Genomic DNA, 19,426 nt, shown 5'->3' with positions numbered 1-19,426 from the left:
TTACCCGCTTATACTTACTTATTTTACTTTTGATATTTGAGCCATTAATTCAGCTTCTGCACAAAGTTTACCGTTTGAGTAAGCATAACCTTGCATATGGCAAATACCACGACGTATTGGCGTAATTAACGAACATTTGAAAATTAATGTATCGCCAGGAACAACCTTTTGTTTAAACTTAACCTTATCCATTTTCATGAAAAATGTTAGATAATTTTCTGGATCTGGAACTGTATTTAAAACTAAAATACCGCCCGTTTGTGCCATAGCTTCTACTATTAAAACACCTGGCATAACTGGAGCGCCAGGAAAATGACCTTTAAAGAACTCTTCGTTCATGGTAACATTTTTTTGAGCGATTACATGACTATCAGACAATTCAAAAACCTTATCGATTAATAAAAATGGTTGACGGTGAGGTAACATATCCATAATTTGATTCACATCCATTAAAGGTGTTTGATTCAAATCTATTTTAGGAACATTATTTCTACGTTCAATTTTAATAAGCTTCGATAATTTTTTAGCGAACTGAGTATTAATATAATGCCCAGGTTTGTTAGCAATCACTTTTCCGCGAATGCGGGTACCAACTAATGCTAGATCACCTAAAACATCTAAAAGTTTATGGCGAGCCGCTTCATTTGGGTGATGCAGTGTTAAATTATCTAAAATACCGTTTGGTTTAACGGCAATATTATCTTTTTTAAAGGCTATTCTTAACTTCTCCATAGTTTCTGGAGATAAGGCTTTATCAACATAAACAATAGCATTGTTTAAATCGCCACCTTTTATTAAGCCATGCTCTAAAAGCATTTCTATTTCATGAAGAAAACTAAATGTTCTTGAATTAGAAATATCTTCTTTAAAATCTGAAATTTGATTTAAAGTTGCGTTTTGAGTTCCTAAAACCTTAGTACCAAAATCTACCATAGTAGTAATTTGATATTCTTTAGCAGGCATTACTAAAATCTCGCTACCAGACTCTTCATCTATATATGAAATAATATCTGTTACCTCATACTCTTCTCTAAAAGCATCTAACTCTACAATTTTAGCTTTTTCAATAGCTTCCACAAAAAACTTAGACGATCCATCCATAATTGGAGGCTCGGCTGCATTTAATTCAATTAAAGCATTATCGACATCTAAACCAACAAGAGCTGCTAAAACATGCTCTGATGTTTGAATAGATACTCCATTTTTCTCTAAACATGTACCACGTTGTGTGCTGGTTACATAGTTGGCATCGGCCTCTATTACAGGTGCGCCTTCTAAATCTACACGTTTAAAACACAACCCAGTATTAGCTGCAGCTGGTTTAAAAGTTAAGGTTACATTTTTACCTGTGTGTAAACCAACTCCTGTTAAAGTAACATCTTTTAGAATGGTTTTTTGTTTGATCTCAGTGTTAACTATTCCCATTTATTTTTTCTAAATCATTTATATTTTTAACAATCTTAGGAAGATTTTTAAAGTGAACATACGACTTATTATAATCGCTAATAGCCAAAGCTGGTGAGCCTTGGAGAATTTCATTATCTTTTACATGCCTAGCAATACCAGACTGTGCTTGTATTTTTACATTGTTACCAATAGTAATATGTCCTGCAATACCAACTTGACCACCAATCTGGCAATGTTCGCCAATATGTGTTGAGCCAGCAATACCGGTTTGTGCGGCAATTACAGTGTTTTTACCAATTTCAACATTATGTGCAATTTGAATTTGATTATCCAATTTAACACCTTCTCTTACTATGGTTGAGCCTAATGTTGCTCTATCAATGGTTGTACCTGCTCCAACATCAACAAAATCTTCTAGAATTACATTTCCTATTTGTGGAACCTTGTTGTATCCACCATTTTCATTTGGAGCAAAACCAAATCCGTCGGCACCAATAATAGCCCCAGAATTAATTACACAGTTTTTACCTATGATGCTTTCTGAATATATTTTAGCTCCCGAAAAAATAATAGTATTGTCGCCCAATATTACATTATCACCTATATAACTGTTAGGGAAAATTTTTACATTATTTCCAATCACTACATTATCGGCAATATAACTAAAAGCCCCTATGTATAGGTTTTCGCCATACTTAGCAGGACTCTGAGATAAAAGATGGTTGCTCTACGCCTATTTTATTAAGTTTTACAGAATTGTAATATTCGAGTATTTTAGAAATGCCATATAAGCATCGTCTACCTTTATAAGTGTAGTTTTTAAATCGTTATCTGGTTCAAACGTTTTATTTACAATAGTAATAGACGCTTGTGTTTTATATATATGTGCGGTGTATTTAGGATTGGCTAAAAAGGTTAAAGAACCTTCAAACCCTTCTTCTATTTTTGATAGTTTAGAGACTTCAGCTTCCGGGTTACCGACAACTTCTCCCTCTAAAATACCCGCTATTTGTTGTGCAGTAAACTTCACACTAAAGATTTATTGTTTTGTTTGATTTTTGGCAAAAATAGGAAAAATGTGTTAAACTTTAACCTTAGGGTAACATATATAATATTTGGTAACCGGTTTTGATAGCGCTTTTAAATTAAGCTGATCGGATGCTTTTACAATATCTTCTATTTTACCAGACTTATGCAAGATGTTAATTCCTTGCGTCTCTAACTGATATGCTTGGTTAGAAATACTTCCTGTAAACACAAAGTAGTCAGCCTCTTCTCTACTTATATTGTGTTGATTAACAAAAATTTTAATCTGCTTTTCTAGGGTTGCTTTCTTAATAGTTTTATTCTTCAGCTTAATTTTTAAAAGATTCCTATTAACAATCATTTCGCAAATATTTCTTAAAACAAAATCGTCATTAAATTGCCAAGCCTTCATTGCAGAAATGATATCGTAATCATCTAATTGAGAAAATACGCTTAATACTTCATCATTAAAATCATCAATAGAAATTTCATTTTTCAGAAAATATTGTAATGGTTTGCTCGCTTCTAACTCTATCCCTTTTAATGTTAATTCTTTGGCGCGTTTTAAAACACGTATTAAAAGCTGCTCAGCCACAATACCTGTTTTATGCAAATACACTTGCCAGTACATTAAACGGCGTGCAATTATAAATTTTTCAACGCTATAGATTCCTTTTTCTTCAACTACAAGTTTATCATCCACGGCGTTTAACATGGTAATTAAACGTTCACTATTTATATTCCCTTCAGCTACACCGGTATAAAAACTATCACGTTTTAGATAATCGGCACGATCCATATCAAACTGACCAGAAATAAGCTGATACAAGAACTCACGGTGATAATTACCCTTAAATATTTCGATAGCCAGCGTTAAACTTCCGTTAAATTCTTCATTTAAACGCTCCATAAAAAGCATTGAAATTTCCTCGTGAGACACGTTATTTACAATGCTATGCTCCATGGCATGCGAGAACGGACCATGCCCAATATCATGCAATAAAATAGCTATATAGAGTGCGTTTTCTTCATCGTCAGAAATGCTAACCCCCTTAAAACGAAGTACATTAACAGCTTGTTGCATTAAATGCACGCAACCAATGGCATGATGAAATCTAGTGTGATGAGCGCCCGGATATACCATGTATGATAAGCCCATTTGCGTAATTCTGCGTAGGCGTTGAAAATATTTATGTTGAATTAAATCGAATATTAGCGAATTTGGAATAGTAATAAATCCGTAAATTGGGTCGTTTAATATCTTTAGTTTGTTCAAACTTTAAGTTTTTACAATTATTATTTACAAATATAGGTATATGATATGAGCCTAACTAAAATTTTAGCGCTCGTAAATATCAATGATATCTTAATATTTTACACTTTATAAACCTTTACAAAAACATACAAATGAATACAATAAAAATACTTTGGGTAGATGATGAAATTGATTTACTAAAACCACATATTTTATTTTTAGAAAAGAAAAACTACCAGGTTACTAAATGTAATAGTGGCTCGGAAGCTATTGATATTTTGGATGATGAAAACTTTGATATTGTATTTTTAGATGAAAACATGCCAGGTTTAAGCGGCTTGGAAACATTACATGAAATAAAAGAGAAACGCGATAACCTTCCGGTAGTAATGATTACTAAAAGTGAGGAAGAATACATAATGGAAGAAGCTATTGGTAACAAAATAGCCGATTACCTAATAAAACCTGTGAACCCCAATCAAATTCTACTGAGTTTAAAAAAGAATTTAGACCACTCTAGATTAGTTTCAGAAAAAACAACATCTAATTATCAGCAAGAATTTAGAAAAATTGCTATGGATCTATCCATGGTAAACAGTTTTGAAGAATGGGTTGCGCTTTATCAAAAATTGGTGTATTGGGAAATTCAGCTAGAAGACATTGAGGATGATGGTATGTTCGAAATATTGGAATCTCAAAAAAACGAAGCTAATTCGCACTTTGGTAAATTTATAGATAAAAATTATGCCGATTGGTTTGAGCCTAATACCGATGCCCCAATTATGTCGCATACACTGTTTAAAGAAAAAATTGCTCCAGAAATTAGTAAAGAGCAACCAACTTTATTGGTTGTAATCGATAATTTACGTTACGATCAATGGAAAGTTTTTGAGCTAATAATTAACAACTACTATAAAAAAGAAAAGGAAGAAGCCTTTTTTAGCATCTTACCTACTGCTACGCAATACGCTCGAAACGCTATTTTTTCTGGCTTAATGCCAAGCGATATGGAAAAGCTTTTTCCTCAATATTGGAAAAATGATACCGACGAAGGTGGTAAAAACTTATTTGAAGCCGAGTTTTTAGAAACACAATTAAAACGCTTAGGGCTTGGTAATTTAGAGCATGAGTATTACAAAATAACCAACTTAAAATCTGGAAAGAAATTAGTTGATAATTTTAAAAGTTTAAAAAAGAATGATTTAACTGTAGTGGTTTATAATTTTGTTGATATGCTTTCGCACTCTAAAACAGAAATGGAAGTTGTGAAAGAATTAGCCTCTAATGATAAAGCTTATCGCTCTTTAACACATAGTTGGTTTAAAAACTCACCATTACTGGAAATGATTCAGCAAGCGCAACAAATGGGCTTTAAACTTATATTAACCACCGATCATGGTACTATAAACGTGAAAAACCCATCTAAGGTTATTGGAGATCGCGATACTAGCTTAAACCTGCGTTATAAAACAGGACGAAGTTTAACTTACGAAAACAAAGATGTGTTTGTAGCTAAAGATCCTAAAGAAATCCATTTACCATCTATTAACATGAGTAGCTCGTTTATTTTCGCGAAAACCGATATGTTTTTTGCTTATCCAAATAACTATAATCATTACGTAAGTTATTTTAGAAACACGTATCAGCATGGTGGAGTATCATTAGAAGAGATGATTATTCCTTTTGTAGTATTTAATCCAAAGAAGTAAAAGTGTGTAAAAGAAATTCTAATTTCTGAATCATTTAATGATTCGAAAAGCAAGAACAAACACTTCCCTTACACAATAGAGAGAAACCTATAAATACATAGCCATTTTAGATTTTTAATTGAAAAACTAAAATGGCTATTTCTATATAAAAAATGATATTTGAGGACTTACACATCAAATTATCAAGACCTTATACAAACTCAAAGGATTGATTTATACTAAAAAACACTTAAATCTAAATTGACAGCTGAAACCGAAAACTCAATGAGAATCGCTAGCAAACCCATATTTATAAGAAAAATCAGCTGTTTAGTATTTTTTTACGGGAAACCCGTAGTGAATTTTTAAAAAAAACACGTTTTTAACATAATTTTAACATTTACAACCCATTTACATCTCTCTCTTTCTTTAGATTTGGAATATAATTATTTAAATCCCTATAGAATGAAAACAAAGAATTATTTAATCGCAGCGGCGATTTTCGGAGGAATGTTATTTACAGCTTATGCAGCGAATTCAATTGAACAAGATGAGCAGCAAACCGCTAAAATTCAAAGAAGTGCGATTCGCGTACCGACGCACGGATAAAATTTTTTAATTATAGTTTTGCTATAATTTTACAATTAATATTCTGTAAAAGTGTTCCAGATGGTAAAACATCTTGAACACTTTTTTTTATGCTCAGAAATTAAAACGGAAAAGCAGCTTTTTATTTAATAAACTTAACAGCTAACTATTCTGTAAGACATTTCATAAATACATATCTGCATGCCAGCACTACACTGATTAGAATAATAAACGATCACTCTCCGTTTTATCAATAAAAATGCGCGAACAGCCATAAACACTAATAAGTTTAACCTATTTTTTGGTGTTTTTAAATTATATTCCTTAATATTGTTAAGTTAAAATTTTCGAATTGAATATAAATTATACAATAGACGAGGTTGATCAGGTTGCAAGCCAACTTATTAGTTATGCATCTGGAAGAACCCTATTATTTTACGGCGATATGGGTGTTGGTAAAACAACATTAATAAAAGCACTTGTAAAGGCATTGGGTAGTAAAGACGATGTTAGTAGCCCAACATTTTCTATTGTAAATGAATATAAATTAAATGAAGAAAAAATTTTTCATTTTGATTTGTATAGAATTAATGATTTAGAAGAAGCCTATAATTTTGGTATAGAAGATTATTTGGATTCTGATAATTGGATAATAATTGAATGGCCTGATATTATAGAACCAATTTTATCGGGTGATGAATGTGTTATAAAGTTATCAATTCAATCGGAAAATAAACGACAATTAGTAGCAGAATAAACAATAACAACCCTAACAACTATAGCCAGTAATACGCTATAACAACCAAAAAAGTTCCTAAAAAATAGTGTTTTACGGGAAACCCTCAGTGAGAATTTTCAAAAACAATGTTTTTAACATAATTTTAACATCTCAGTAGGTATTACAATTCGGTCTTTATTTAGATTTGGAATATTAATATTTAAAACCCCCTACAGAATGAAAGCAAAAAATTACTTAATCGCAGTTGCGATTTTCGGAGGAATGTTGTTGACAGCTTATGCAGCTAACACAATTAATCAAGATGAACAACAAACTGCAAAAATTCAAAGAAGTGCAATCAGAGTTCCAACGCACGGATAAACAAAGTTTGATAATAGGAAGTATAGTCGCAACATTAATTGCAGCTAGCCCCTATTTATTTTACCTATACGAAAGTGTCCCAAATACACCAACTTGGGATACTTTTTTGTTCAGATATGATAGTAAATATTACGGAAGTATGCTTACTGTCGCTTGGACCATAATGGGAAAAGCAATGCCCCTATTTTTACTGTTTATTTGGTTTTTTACTTGTCGTCACTGGTGGTACCACACGTTGTTAGTACCGATTTCGATGTACATTTACCAAATATTCACAACAATAAATGATGATTTAATGTATGTGGATTCAAATCAACTCGTGTATTTGATCCCTATTATGGTTATAATCATTCCCTCCATTTACCTAATAAGAGCACAAATATTTAATAAGGTAAATAACGCAAACAAGTCCCTACAAGATTTAGAGGACGAATTTAAAGTGTCGCCAACAAGTTTTTGGCATAAAATAAAAGAATATTTCTAATAGCGATTAACTACTCTGTTGACAATATTTCTCTTATTGAAGCTTTATGAAAGATTTCCGAATGTTATCAGGAAATAGTATTTAAAAGTACATGAAGATTACATAAAAAAGAATCCGCAAAGCCAAATTGGTTTTGCGGATTCTTTTTTACACAAAGCTTTTAACGTGTTCAAAAATAAATCTCAACACCAGTAAAGGAAGCTGTCTAAATATTCAGCAGAAGCTTTAAAATAGAGTTTTTATGCTAAGTAATCTGTAAGTAATAAGTTTTAAGCCAGCTTAAAGAGGTAATACAAACATGGCAATGATCAAATGAAACTTAGCCTAATTAATTTAGTCTATCACGTTCAATAGATTCTATATCTTTTTTATTTGTTTGTAACCTGAAATTACCAAACTTATAATTAAAACCAAGCGTAAACATTCTGTTTTCCATTCTAGAATTTAATATTATATCTTGATTTAAATACTTTGTGGTTTGTGTGAAATTTTGAGTGTTAAAAATATCGGTAATACCCATAGTTAAAGACGCTCTATTATTCCAAAACGTTTTACGTACACTAATATCTAGTCCCGTTCTATTGCTAATTTCACTAGGCCCATCTACTAATGGCGAAATATAAGTTAACACGACATCTGCGGTTAATGTTTTATCCTTTAAAAAAGAAAAATAATTTACCATTTGTAAATACACAGACCATTTATCGCTAGTATATAATTGGTTATTACTTTCTAAAGCAGCAAATCTATTTTCATAATAAAACAATGACGAATATGCATAAACATCCCAGTTAGACATCACGGGGGTAAATGTTGTAAAATCCAATCCATACGATATACTTCTATCTATATTGGTATCAATATTTTTTAACAATTTAGAATCATTGTCTTGAAACGTAATTTGTATTGAAGGATCATTCTCGTTTCTATAATAAAGTTCGAAAGTATATTTAGAATTTAAAGTATAACCTATAGTAAAACTATCGTCAATTTGCGGTTTTAAATTTGGATCTCCAGTATTGTATGAGTTATCACTTAAAAAGAACTTAAAGGGATTTAACTGGCTATACCTTGGTCTATAGATACTTTTATTATAAGTGAAATAAATTTCGTTGTTTTCATTCAAAACCTTCATAATATGAAATGTCGGGAAGAATTTAATGTAATCAGATTTATTAATTTGGTTTTCAGATAGAGAGTTTCCTTCAATATTTGTGTATTCTATTCTTAACCCAGCTTTTAAACTCCAATTATCCCAATCTTTACTGTAACTACCATATAGAGCCAGGTTAGTTTCATCGTATAGAAAAGTATCAGAATTTGCTAAATCTGGTTCTCGAATTCCGCTATCAATCAAATATCGATTAATAACACTCTCAGAATTAATAAAAGAAGTCTTCCCTCCTGCTTCCAAAAAAGCAGTTTCACCAATAGGTAACTCATAATCTACCTGCCCAGTATAAAGCTTGATGTCTTGATTAGAAAGCGATTGAAACTCATTGTTTCTAATTAAAGATTGATCGGGAAATAAATATTCGGTATTTACATCTTGATCACTATCAAAATTAAAATTAGTGTGATGTGCACTAAATGATAATTGCTCACCGTCTTGATTTAATTTATGTAAATAATCTAATGTAAATGCAGCATTAGTTGTTTTATCTACTGCAGTGTTCATGGTATTAAACGTAGAATCTAAAACGCCTGTGGCTCCGTATACCTCGGTTAACGAATTGATATCGGTCTCGGTTCCCGATTTAGGCAAAAACATTAAATTAGCCGAAAAACTCAAGGTATTCTTATCGTTAATAGTATAGTCTATATTACTATTTATATTTTGATTTGATGATTTTCGAGTTCTATTATAGTCCGTTTCCCAACTAGAAGTCGTTTCATCGTTATCTATAAAATTAATAAACTCGTCGGTATTTCTAAAATCTTTTCTCGGACTCACATTATAATTAACGTAAGCATTTATTTTTTCACCCTTAAAAAAATGACTTGTCCCAACCGAGTATTTTGGAAATTCAAATCCCTGTTTAAAATTACCAAAAACACTACCATTATATCCAGAAACCAAATTTTTACTTGTAACAAAATTAAGCACAGCTCCTCCTTCTGCCTCATATTTAGCTGGTGGCGAAGTTATTACTTCTATAGATTTAATATTGTTAGCAGGCATACTCTCCAAAAGCTGTATAACCTCTGTAGTAGATAAATGCACCTTTCTGTCGTTAATATATATAGTTGGGCTAGCATGTTTTACAGAAATACCATCGTTATTTACCATAACTCCTGGCGTATGTTTTAAAACATCGAGCATGTTATTATTAGATAATGTGGAGTTTTCAACATTAAAAACTAAACGATCCACCATACGTTTTACAGTTGGTTTTTTAGTAACGATAAGTACACCATCTAGTTGCTGTTCTTCATCTTCTAAAAAAATATCAGCAAGAGAAGTGTTTTTATCAAGCTGAATTTCAATAGTTTGTGTTTTATATCCTAAAAAACTAATATTCAGAGTATATTTTTTACTCTCTAAATTACCAATTTCAAAATCACCAGTTTCATTAGAAATAGTACCTTTATAATCTGAAGTATTTACGCCATCTGAAACAACTATGTTAGCAAAAGCAACCGGATTATTTTTTGTATCAACAACTTTTCCCTTTATTTCCAGGCCTTGAGCAAGACCTAGTATTGAAAATAAATATATAAATAAAATAACAATTTTTCGCATCATACATGTAAACTTAATGCAAACTTAAAATAAAAAAACGAATACATTTTGCGGTATGCCCTTACCATAATTAATCAAAATTCTTACATTTCCACGAAGGTTTATATTTCTTCGTTTTAATTCTATATTTTGATGAATTGAATTACAAAATTTATTTGTAATTTGTTTTTTTTTACTAAAAAATATGAATAAAACACTTTCACCTTTTACAAAGCAACAACTTTTACCTCAGGAGGAAACCCTTGAAATATTTAAGAAAAAAGGAGAATTATTTATAGGAATCCCAAAAGAGACCGCTTACAAAGAAAAACGCGTGTGTTTAACGCCAGATGCTGTTTACGCTTTAGTCTGTAACGGACATCGTGTTTTACTAGAGTCTGGTGCAGGCGAAGGCGCTAATTTTAGTGATAAAGATTACAGTGAAGCTGGAGCTGAAATAACAAAAGACACCGAGAAGGTTTTTGCCTGCCCGATGATCTTAAAAGTGGAACCGCCAAGTTTAGAACAAATTAAACTTATCAATCCGCAAACCATTATTATTTCTGCTTTGCAGCTAAAAACACAACATAAAAAATATTTTGAAACTTTAGCAGCAAAACGCATTACCGCCTTGGCTTTTGAGTTTATTAGAGATTCTGATAATGCCTATCCTGCCGTAAAATCGTTGAGTGAAATTGCTGGAACAGCTTCTGTGCTTATCGCAGCAGAATTACTTTCTGACGCAAACACAGGCAACGGACTCATGTTTGGTAATATTAGTGGTGTTCCTCCTTTAGAGGTTGTTATTTTAGGAGCAGGAACCGTGGGCGAATTTGCCAGCAGAAGCGCCATTGGTTTAGGTGCCAATGTAAAAGTTTTTGACAATTCGTTAACTAAATTACGACGTATTCAAACGCATTTAGGGCGCCCAATATATACATCAACCATTCAGCCTAAAAACTTAACTAAAGCTTTAAAACGTTGTGATGTTGTTATTGGTGCAGTTCGCGGTACTAACAGAGCGCCTATTGTGGTTTCCGAAAGTATGGTGCAACACATGAAAAAAGGAGCTATTATTATTGATGTAAGTATCGATATGGGGGGCTGTTTTGAAACTAGTGAAGTTACATCACACAAACATCCTACCTTTGTAAAACATAACGTAGTTCATTATTGCGTCCCTAATATTCCTGCAAGATATTCTAGAACAGCATCTGTTTCTATTAGTAATATTTTTACGCCATATTTACTAAAAATTGCTGAAGATGGTGGTTTAGAAAATTCGCTACGTTTTGATCGCGGTTTAAAAAATGGGTTGTATTTTTACCACGGGATTTTAACGAGTAAATCTGTGGGAGAATGGTTTGGATTAGAATACAGCGATATTAATTTGCTTATATTTTAGCCTACTTTCCTTAAATTATTATCAAATTATTTTAAATGAAACTTATTCAGCGTATTGGCTATTATCTTGGCGGATTTTCTATTGGCTTAATTATTTTAGCGTTCTTTTTAAACGGAAAAAAAACATCATGTAGCTATGGACCAGATGCTCGAGTTTTAAAGAATATCAACTCCAAAACCATTGTATTCAACTCTTTAGTTTTTAGTTATATTGATGATAATGTTATTGATTCTACCGAAATTAGACGTATTCTTAAAAAAGGAGACATCAATTTTTCTGATAGTGCCCCTAGAACTAAACCTTGTGGTGTTTATATGGTAGAAGGCGAATTCAATGAAAAGGATGTTGTTCTAACCGTTGAAAACTGCGATAGTATTGCAACTATTACCGATTTAAAAATAGAATAGCCTCAATGATAAAACGTACTTTCGATGTTGTTTTTTCTTTGTTTGGCTTAATATTTCTATTGCCTCTTCTACTTCTTTTGGCAATTATTATAAAAATAGATTCAAAAGGACCTGTTTTTTTCGTTCAAGGCCGTGTAGGACAAAATAATTGTGATTTTAATATTTTCAAGTTTAGAACCATGAAAATACAATCGCAACAAAAAGGCTTACTAACTTTAGGTAATCACGATTCTCGAGTTACTAAAGTTGGTTATTTTTTGAGACGGTATAAAATAGACGAATTCCCTCAACTTATTAATATTCTAAAAGGCGATATGAGTTTCGTTGGCCCGAGACCTGAACTTAGGTATTATGTTAATTTTTATTCTGAAGATGATATGAAAATTTTTCAGGTGCGTCCCGGAATTACAGGTTTAGCCTCTTTAAAATATAGGAATGAAGTAGAATTATTAAAGGCAGCCGATAACCCTGAAGAATTATTTATAAAAACGATAATTCCTGATAAGCTCAAATTCAATAAAGAATATATAAAAAACCGTAACTTCTTTTTTGATTTAAAACTAATTGGACTCACTATTATAAAAGTAATAGCGAAGTAATTCCTTTTTCAACAAGTTTTGTTCTTCGAAATTATTATCACTAATTGGCATAACAGCAGATAAAATTTAATGAATACAGCAACTCAAAATCAGATTGATCACTTACTAAAAACATCAGGTTTATTTCCTGAAATAGAAAAGCCTTCTAGAACTATTTTAGAGTTTGATTTTTCAAATGAAACCATTCTAATTACTGGTGCTGCTGGTTCTATAGGAAGTGAACTTGCTAAACAAATAAGCCAATATCAATTTAAAAAACTTATTTTAATTGATATTGCTGAATCTCCTTTACACGATTTAATTAACGAGCCAGAATTTGATAACAAAACAAACGTTAATTTCTTAATTTTAAATATTACTCAAAAGGAAAGCCTAGAACATCTTTTTTTTACTTTTAAGCCTACTGTTATTTTTCATGCGGCAGCTTATAAGCATGTACCGTTAATGGAATTAAATCCTTATGAGTCAATAAAAGTGAATATTTTAGCGACTCAAATACTTGCCGATTTATCTGTTATTAATGGCGTTAAAAAATTCATCTACATATCTACGGATAAAGCTGTGAACCCAATAAGTATAATGGGGATTTCTAAGCGTATAGCTGAAGATTATTTGCTTTCATTATCTAGTTCTAAATCTACCTTATTTATAACTACACGATTCGGTAATATATTTGGTTCAAACGGATCTGTAGTGCCGTTGTTCAAAAAGCGTATTGACAATGGAAAACCTGTTATTATAACTCACAAAGCTATTTCTAGATATTTCATCAATAAAGAAAAAGCATGTGAACTTATTTTACAAATTTCTCAAAACGAGTATGGAGAAAATACTTTGTTAACTTTTAATATGGGGAATTCTATAAAAATCATAGATTTGGTAGAACGTCTTGCTTTATTTTGCAATAAAAAGCAAGTAGATTTAAAATTCTCGACATTACGCCCAGGCGAAAAACTTCATGAAGATTTGGTTTCTGAAAATGAAATACTAAGTCCTTCAAAACATAAATATATTTTAATAGTGCAAAAGAAAACCCAAAGCACATTTCCTGTTAACTACTTAAATCGTATTTCAGAAATTAAAGCCTTTACCCCTAATAAAGAAGTAAAAGCTATTTTAAATAGTTACTTTAAAAATTAAATCGATTTTCTTCGTTTTTTCTCTTTTGACAATAGCGCCAGTTCACGTCCGGTTTGTCCGGCTACAGAGGTGTTTTCCTCAGCACGACGAATTAAATAAGGCATCACATCTTTCACAGGTCCGAATGGCATGTATTTAGCCACATTATAACCTTCATTTGCAAGATTAAAACTTATATGATCACTCATACCATATAATTGACCGAACCAAACGCGAGCATCCTTATTAGCAATACCTTTCTTCTTCATTAAATCCATTAGCAAATACGAACTGTCTTCATTGTGTGTGCCAGCAAAAACCGACATATCGTCTAGGTTTTCTAACATATAGTTAACTGCTGTATTGAAGTTTTGGTCTGTAGCCGCTTTACTAACACATATTGGTGACAAATAGCCTTTATCCTCTGCTCTATCATTTTCTTTTTCCATGTAAGCACCGCGAACCAATTTAAATCCTAGATAGTAATTTCCAGCTTTAGCTTTTGCATGTTCAGCTTCTAAAAACAACATACGATCATGGCGATACATTTGCAACGTATTGTAAACAATAGGTTTTTCTGTGTTGTATTTCACCATTAATGCTCTTACTAAATCATCGGCAGCATCTTGAATCCAACTTTCTTCGGCATCAATTAAAACGGCAACATCATAAGCTTTAGCCTTAGCACAAACACTATCAAAACGCGCAATAACTCTATCCCACTCTTCTTGTTCCTTTTCTGATAAAGTATCTCCTTTTGATAATTTTTCATATAAATAAAAACGTCCAAATGCAGATGGTTTAAATACAGCAATAGGAATAGCGTCAAGATTTTTAGCGAATTCTATAATTTTTAATAACTTATCCTTAGCGCCATCAAATTCCGTTTCACTTTCTTTTCCTTCAACAGAATAATCTAAAACAGAGCTCACTCCCTTTTGGAACATATTATTTATAGAAACAAGGCAGTCGTCTTCACTAACGCCGCCACAAAAATGATCAAACACCGTAGAGCGAATTAATCCTTCAATAGGCAAATGCGCTTTTAAAGCAAAATTGGTCGCTACAGTTCCAATACGAACCAAAGGTTCTATAGAAATCATCTTAAACAAGAAGTAAGCTCTTTCTAATTCGGAGTCACTTTTCAAGGAAAAAGCGATTTCGGTGTTATTGAATATCAAATTCGTATTCATTTGCTGTTTTTTTTGCAAATATAATTATTGCTAAGTTATCATTTTATATAAAATCTCCTTAATTTCACATTCTTAAAAAGTTTAAATATTTTATGGATTCTATTAGCACAAAAAACTGTACAATACATTTTAATAACACTTGTTATTCTTCACTAAACAAACACCTTAAAGATAATAATTTCTCTAAAATTTTCATCTTAGTAGATGAGAATACACATGAATTGTGTTTACCTCTTTTCTTAGAAAAAATGGAAACAACTGCTGTAATTGAAATTATGGAAATAGAATCTGGCGAGATAAACAAAACTATTGAAACGTGCGTTGGTGTATGGAATACCTTATCAGAATTGGATGCCGACCGCAAAAGTTTACTAATTAATATAGGTGGTGGCGTGATTACAGATTTAGGAGGCTTTGTAGCTTGTACCTTTAAACGCGGTATCGCTTACATAAATGTGCCAACAACCTTACTTTCTATGGTTGATGCTTCTGTTGGAGGGAAAACCGGAGTAGATTTAGGCCATTTAAAAAACCAAGTAGGTGTTATTAGTAATCCTAATTTAGTATTGATAGACACTAATTATTTAAACACATTGGAGGTAAACCAAATGCGTTCTGGACTAGCAGAAATGCTTAAACATGGTTTAATTACAGGAGATGATTATTGGAGTAAGTTTGAAGATTTATCTAAACTATCATTAGATGACTTAGATGGGTTAATTTACGAATCGGTAATTATTAAGAAAAATGTTGTTGAAGAAGATCCTTTTGAAAACGGTTTAAGAAAAACACTAAACTTTGGGCACACACTTGGACATGCTATAGAATCTTATTTTTTAAGTAACCCGAATAAAACAACGTTGCTACATGGAGAAGCTGTAGTTGTTGGAATGATATTAGCATGTTATATTTCTACAGAACTTACAAATTTCCCTAAAGAGAAAACTTTAAAAATTAAAGACCTATTCTTAAGTTACTATGGTAAAATCACTATTGAAAAAAGTGAACTTCCTGCCATCATCGAATTACTTAAATACGATAAGAAAAACCACCACGGTAACATTAACTTTGTTTTACTAGAAGATGTTGGCGTTACTAAAATAGACTGCTTAGTTGACGATAGCGTTATCTTAGATGCTTTTGAGTTTTATGCTAGCTAATTTCTAAGTAAAACTTATATCATAAAAAAACGCGTTAAAGTAATTACTTTAACGCGTTTTTTAATTTAAATCAATGGATTAATTAATTAGATATTTAAGCTTTTTTTCTGCTAAACCATCCTTTTTTCTCTGGCGCACCATAGTAACCATATCTAGCTCCGTAACCGAAGTTAGACTGATCCACATCGTTTACAACAAGCATCATACCGTTCAATTTATTATCAGCATGAATCTCTTTAGTAAAGTTTAAGATCTCTTTTTCAGTATAGCCTGCTCTAGTTACATAGAATGTATGTCCAGCATATTTACTAATTAATAGCGTATCGGTTACAAGCATAGATGGTGCTGTATCCACCATTACGTAATCGTAATCGGCAGCAACAGTATCAAACAACTCTTCAAGACGATCGCTCATTAATAATTCTGCAGGATTTGGAGGGATTTTTCCTGAGAATAAAATATCAACTTTTATATCGTTAATAGTATGTTCATTAATAATACTATTTAAATTAATTGATTTATCTGCAATATAGTCAGTCAAACCAGCTTTAGCCGTTCCTTTATCTTCAACAGTTCTAATCGCTGAGAAAATTTGTGGATTTCTAATATCTGCCCCAATCAATAATACTTTCTTGTTCGTGCTAGCCAATGTTAAAGCCATATTCATACTAAAAAAAGACTTTCCTTCACCATTAATTGTAGACGTTACAAATATAACGTTGTTGTATTTCTCTACATTTCTACCACGACTAACAAAATCAAAGTTTGTTCTAATAATTCTAAAAGATTCTGATAAAATAGAACGGTCATTGCGCTCTACTAAATGTTTATCACTTTTAGCTATTCTCGGCACTTCGCCAAGTATAGACATATTATCAATTTCTTTATGTAAGTCTTCTCTATTATGAATTTTAGTATCCAATAAATCTTTAGCATATATAAATCCGAAAGGAATTAAAAACCCTAAGAATAAAGCACCCATATATAAAATGGAACCTTTAGGAGAAACTTGCCCGTAGGAATAAGCGGGATCAATAACCTTTACATTAGATGATGTTACGGTTTGAGATATAATTGCCTCTTCCTTTTTCTGTAACAGATATAAGTAAATAGATTCCTTAATACCTTGACTACGTTCAATAGACTTTAACTTATTCTCTTGTCCAGGAACAGAGCTAATCTTTGAGTTTACCTTTTGGTACTGGTTCTGTAAACTATTTAATTGAATATTTAAAGTTCTAGTTGTAGCATTAATATTCTGAGATAAATTGTTTTTTACATTAGATATCGATTGATCTAACTGTTGCACAATGGAGTTTTTCGCTCCAGCACTTTTTAACTTATTTTCTCTTTGACTCAATAAGGCGTTATATTGTCCTGATAATGCACTAATCGTTCCATCTCCTAAGTTTGACGGTACAGATTGAAATGAACCAGAACTACTTGATAAGCGATCTTTAGTATAGTTTAATAATTTCAACTGTGTTCTAATGTTCTCAATTTGTTGCTCGTTTTGAAAACTTTGAGTCATATATTGCCCTGCTTGAGAACCAACATCCGTAACTTTATTTCCTATTTTAAATCGAGCAATACTAGCATCAACGTTTTCTAAATCTGAAAACACTCGAGAAATACGATCATCAATAAGTCTTGATGTCCCCTCCGATTTTCTGTTTTTTATTTCCGAAGTGTGGGCATCATACTCTTCTATTAAGGTATTTAAAATATCTTTAGCCTTTTGCTCTATAGGGTCAACTAATGATAATGTCAAAATACGAGAACCTTCTTGTCCACCTGTAACATTTATCTTTCCTCTTAAATCCTCAACAACATCAGCAACACGACCTATTTGCACACGAATATCACGATTCAAATACGTTTTAGTTTCATCTGCATCAGGTAAAATTACCACGTTTCCAAAATAAGTTTCTATTGGAGCACCAAATTCTTTAATTGAGGGTTCATCATCTTCATAAACACGATACTCAAAAGAAGTGTCTGAAATCACATTTACGAAACAATTAAAATTGACATCGGTAGTTAAAGAATCTGAAAACATTAAATTCACTTCAAAAGGTGTTCTGTTATAAATCTCATTTTCTAAAACAACCCCTTGTGTGAAATATTGAAGATTCAAATTTAAATCCTCAACTACATTTTTAAGTACTTTTCTAGATTTAAAAACTAAAATCTCATCTTCCATAGAAGCATCCTCGGCTCCCGATGACAGAGATAGCTCGTTGAAAATATCATTAGTGCCTTCATCACTATCCTCAATAATTAAAACTTCAGACGAAGCTTGATACTGAGGAATAGTATACCTTAAGTATAAATAAGTTAATGAAATGAAAATTAAAACAGATAAAACAAACCAAAACCAATGTTTCGTATAAAGTCCTATTGTTTTTTTTAAGTTAAACTTTTGATCAATTTTTGATGAAGAAAAAGTGTTTTCCATGTCTATAATAAAATTATCGAGTTAATAGAATTGCAGCCGTTGCTGCTATTGTTACTAATGAAGAAATCAACCCGATTCTAGAATCTCCAGAAGCACTACTTATTGCAGATTTATTAGGCTGCACATAAACAATGTCATTCTGCGTTAAATAGAATACCGGTGAGTTAAACACCTCTTTACTCGTTAAATCTATTTGTGTATATGTTTTTGTGCCGTTAAAATCACGAATCACTAAAACGTCTGTTCGTTTACCGTTAATATTTAAATCACCAGCCATAGCTATAGCTTCTAAAATAGATATACGTTCACTAGTTATTGGATAAACACCAGGCCTAGAAACACCTCCTAAAAGAGATATTCTATAATTCTTAATTCGAATCATAACTACAGGATTTACTAATAAATCCCCTTCTTCAAATTTTTTCTTCAGTAAGTTTTTAGCATCTTCAATAGTTAAGCCTACTAATTTTACCTTGCCTAAAACTGGATAATCAATATTTCCTTCAACATCCACCAAATAATCTATAAGTTTACCACCTCCAGAATCTCCCCCAGAGGCTTCAACTAAATTATAAGGCTTTGTAACATCCAAATCAATGGTAGAAATATTGATACTTAAAATATCACCTATTTTTATTTTTGCTTTAAACGTGTCTGTTTCAACTATAGTTTCAAAATTTTTAGCATCTTGAAAATAAACAATATCTTTTCTAGTGTAACAAGACGACGCTAGAAAGCATAAAAGTATAATTGCCAACCTTGTGACATGTTGTTTGTACGAGAAATAATTCATTATTAGTTCTATAATTATTTGGG

Annotated in this window: 15 protein-coding genes and 1 pseudogene; 9 read left to right on the top strand and 7 right to left on the bottom strand. The window is 31.7% G+C overall.

The genetic code is table 11. From position 1 onward, the window contains the following. Window positions 1-18 precede the first annotated feature (18 nt). The 3 genes and pseudogenes from GQR98_RS15240 to GQR98_RS15230 all read right to left on the bottom strand — a co-directional run bounded on the left by GQR98_RS15240 (window position 19) and on the right by GQR98_RS15230 (window position 3,709). On the bottom strand, window positions 19-1,425 hold the full coding sequence (locus GQR98_RS15240) for a bifunctional UDP-3-O-[3-hydroxymyristoyl] N-acetylglucosamine deacetylase/3-hydroxyacyl-ACP dehydratase (protein WP_159020256.1): 1,407 nt from the start codon (window positions 1,423-1,425) through the stop codon (window positions 19-21). Beyond that, window positions 1,412-2,437, bottom strand: a pseudogene (gene lpxD, locus GQR98_RS15235) (UDP-3-O-(3-hydroxymyristoyl)glucosamine N-acyltransferase). The gene GQR98_RS15240 and the pseudogene lpxD overlap by 14 nt, the downstream one beginning before the upstream one ends. A gap of 51 nt (window positions 2,438-2,488) precedes the next feature. Further along, window positions 2,489-3,709, bottom strand: coding sequence for an HD domain-containing protein (locus GQR98_RS15230; protein ID WP_159020255.1), 1,221 nt, complete (start codon window positions 3,707-3,709; stop codon window positions 2,489-2,491). A gap of 131 nt (window positions 3,710-3,840) precedes the next feature. Between GQR98_RS15230 and GQR98_RS15225 the strand changes: the two genes are divergently transcribed. The 4 genes from GQR98_RS15225 to GQR98_RS19020 all read left to right on the top strand — a co-directional run bounded on the left by GQR98_RS15225 (window position 3,841) and on the right by GQR98_RS19020 (window position 7,063). Continuing rightward, the gene (locus tag GQR98_RS15225) at window positions 3,841-5,397 is read left to right on the top strand and encodes a bifunctional response regulator/alkaline phosphatase family protein (protein WP_159020254.1); all 1,557 of its coding nucleotides are present in this window, start codon (window positions 3,841-3,843) and stop codon (window positions 5,395-5,397) included. A gap of 444 nt (window positions 5,398-5,841) precedes the next feature. Next, window positions 5,842-5,985, top strand: a complete 144-nt coding sequence (locus GQR98_RS19025) for a hypothetical protein (protein WP_162857622.1) — start codon at window positions 5,842-5,844, stop codon at window positions 5,983-5,985. 331 nt (window positions 5,986-6,316) lie between these two features. Further along, the gene (gene tsaE, locus GQR98_RS15220) at window positions 6,317-6,721 is read left to right on the top strand and encodes a tRNA (adenosine(37)-N6)-threonylcarbamoyltransferase complex ATPase subunit type 1 TsaE (protein ID WP_159020253.1); all 405 of its coding nucleotides are present in this window, start codon (window positions 6,317-6,319) and stop codon (window positions 6,719-6,721) included. Between the two features lie 198 nt (window positions 6,722-6,919). Continuing rightward, window positions 6,920-7,063, top strand: coding sequence for a hypothetical protein (locus GQR98_RS19020; RefSeq protein ID WP_162857623.1), 144 nt, complete (start codon window positions 6,920-6,922; stop codon window positions 7,061-7,063). An 812-nt stretch (window positions 7,064-7,875) separates the two neighbouring features. On the opposite strand, the gene GQR98_RS15215 is transcribed toward GQR98_RS19020, so the two are convergent. Beyond that, the gene (locus tag GQR98_RS15215; RefSeq protein WP_159020252.1) at window positions 7,876-10,293 is read right to left on the bottom strand and encodes an outer membrane beta-barrel family protein; all 2,418 of its coding nucleotides are present in this window, start codon (window positions 10,291-10,293) and stop codon (window positions 7,876-7,878) included. Window positions 10,294-10,474: 181 nt separating this feature from the next. On the opposite strand from GQR98_RS15215, the gene GQR98_RS15210 reads away from it, so the two are divergent. The 4 genes from GQR98_RS15210 to GQR98_RS15195 all read left to right on the top strand — a co-directional run bounded on the left by GQR98_RS15210 (window position 10,475) and on the right by GQR98_RS15195 (window position 13,820). Beyond that, window positions 10,475-11,674: an alanine dehydrogenase gene (locus GQR98_RS15210; RefSeq protein WP_159020251.1), complete on the top strand. Its 1,200-nt coding sequence runs from the start codon at window positions 10,475-10,477 to the stop codon at window positions 11,672-11,674. Window positions 11,675-11,709: 35 nt separating this feature from the next. Then, complete coding sequence (locus GQR98_RS15205) at window positions 11,710-12,081, top strand: hypothetical protein (protein WP_159020250.1); 372 nt, start codon at window positions 11,710-11,712, stop codon at window positions 12,079-12,081. Between the two features lie 5 nt (window positions 12,082-12,086). Next, window positions 12,087-12,680 carry a sugar transferase gene (locus tag GQR98_RS15200; protein WP_159020249.1) on the top strand — a complete coding sequence of 198 codons (594 nt, stop codon included), beginning with the start codon at window positions 12,087-12,089 and terminating at the stop codon, window positions 12,678-12,680. Window positions 12,681-12,749: 69 nt separating this feature from the next. Then, on the top strand, window positions 12,750-13,820 hold the full coding sequence (locus GQR98_RS15195) for a polysaccharide biosynthesis protein (RefSeq protein WP_159020248.1): 1,071 nt from the start codon (window positions 12,750-12,752) through the stop codon (window positions 13,818-13,820). Here the strand turns inward: GQR98_RS15195 and GQR98_RS15190 are convergent. Next, complete coding sequence (locus tag GQR98_RS15190) at window positions 13,817-14,992, bottom strand: proline dehydrogenase family protein (protein ID WP_159020247.1); 1,176 nt, start codon at window positions 14,990-14,992, stop codon at window positions 13,817-13,819. The genes GQR98_RS15195 and GQR98_RS15190 overlap by 4 nt on opposite strands. A 92-nt stretch (window positions 14,993-15,084) precedes the next feature. Here GQR98_RS15190 and aroB point away from each other — a divergent pair, with 92 nt between their 5' ends. Then, window positions 15,085-16,152, top strand: a complete 1,068-nt coding sequence (gene aroB / locus GQR98_RS15185) for a 3-dehydroquinate synthase (protein ID WP_159020246.1) — start codon at window positions 15,085-15,087, stop codon at window positions 16,150-16,152. A gap of 94 nt (window positions 16,153-16,246) precedes the next feature. On the opposite strand, the gene GQR98_RS15180 is transcribed toward aroB, so the two are convergent. Together GQR98_RS15180 and GQR98_RS15175 are read right to left on the bottom strand one after the other, a co-directional pair. Next, window positions 16,247-18,610: a GumC family protein gene (locus GQR98_RS15180; RefSeq protein WP_159020245.1), complete on the bottom strand. Its 2,364-nt coding sequence runs from the start codon at window positions 18,608-18,610 to the stop codon at window positions 16,247-16,249. Window positions 18,611-18,623: 13 nt separating this feature from the next. Further along, the gene (locus GQR98_RS15175) at window positions 18,624-19,367 is read right to left on the bottom strand and encodes a polysaccharide biosynthesis/export family protein (RefSeq protein ID WP_233268018.1); all 744 of its coding nucleotides are present in this window, start codon (window positions 19,365-19,367) and stop codon (window positions 18,624-18,626) included. Window positions 19,368-19,426: the final 59 nt, after the last annotated feature.

Source organism: Algibacter sp. L3A6, assembly GCF_009796825.1.
GTDB lineage: Bacteria > Bacteroidota > Bacteroidia > Flavobacteriales > Flavobacteriaceae > Algibacter.
The sequence above is the reverse complement of the archived record's forward strand: the minus strand, read 5'-3'. Positions and strand labels throughout refer to the sequence as shown.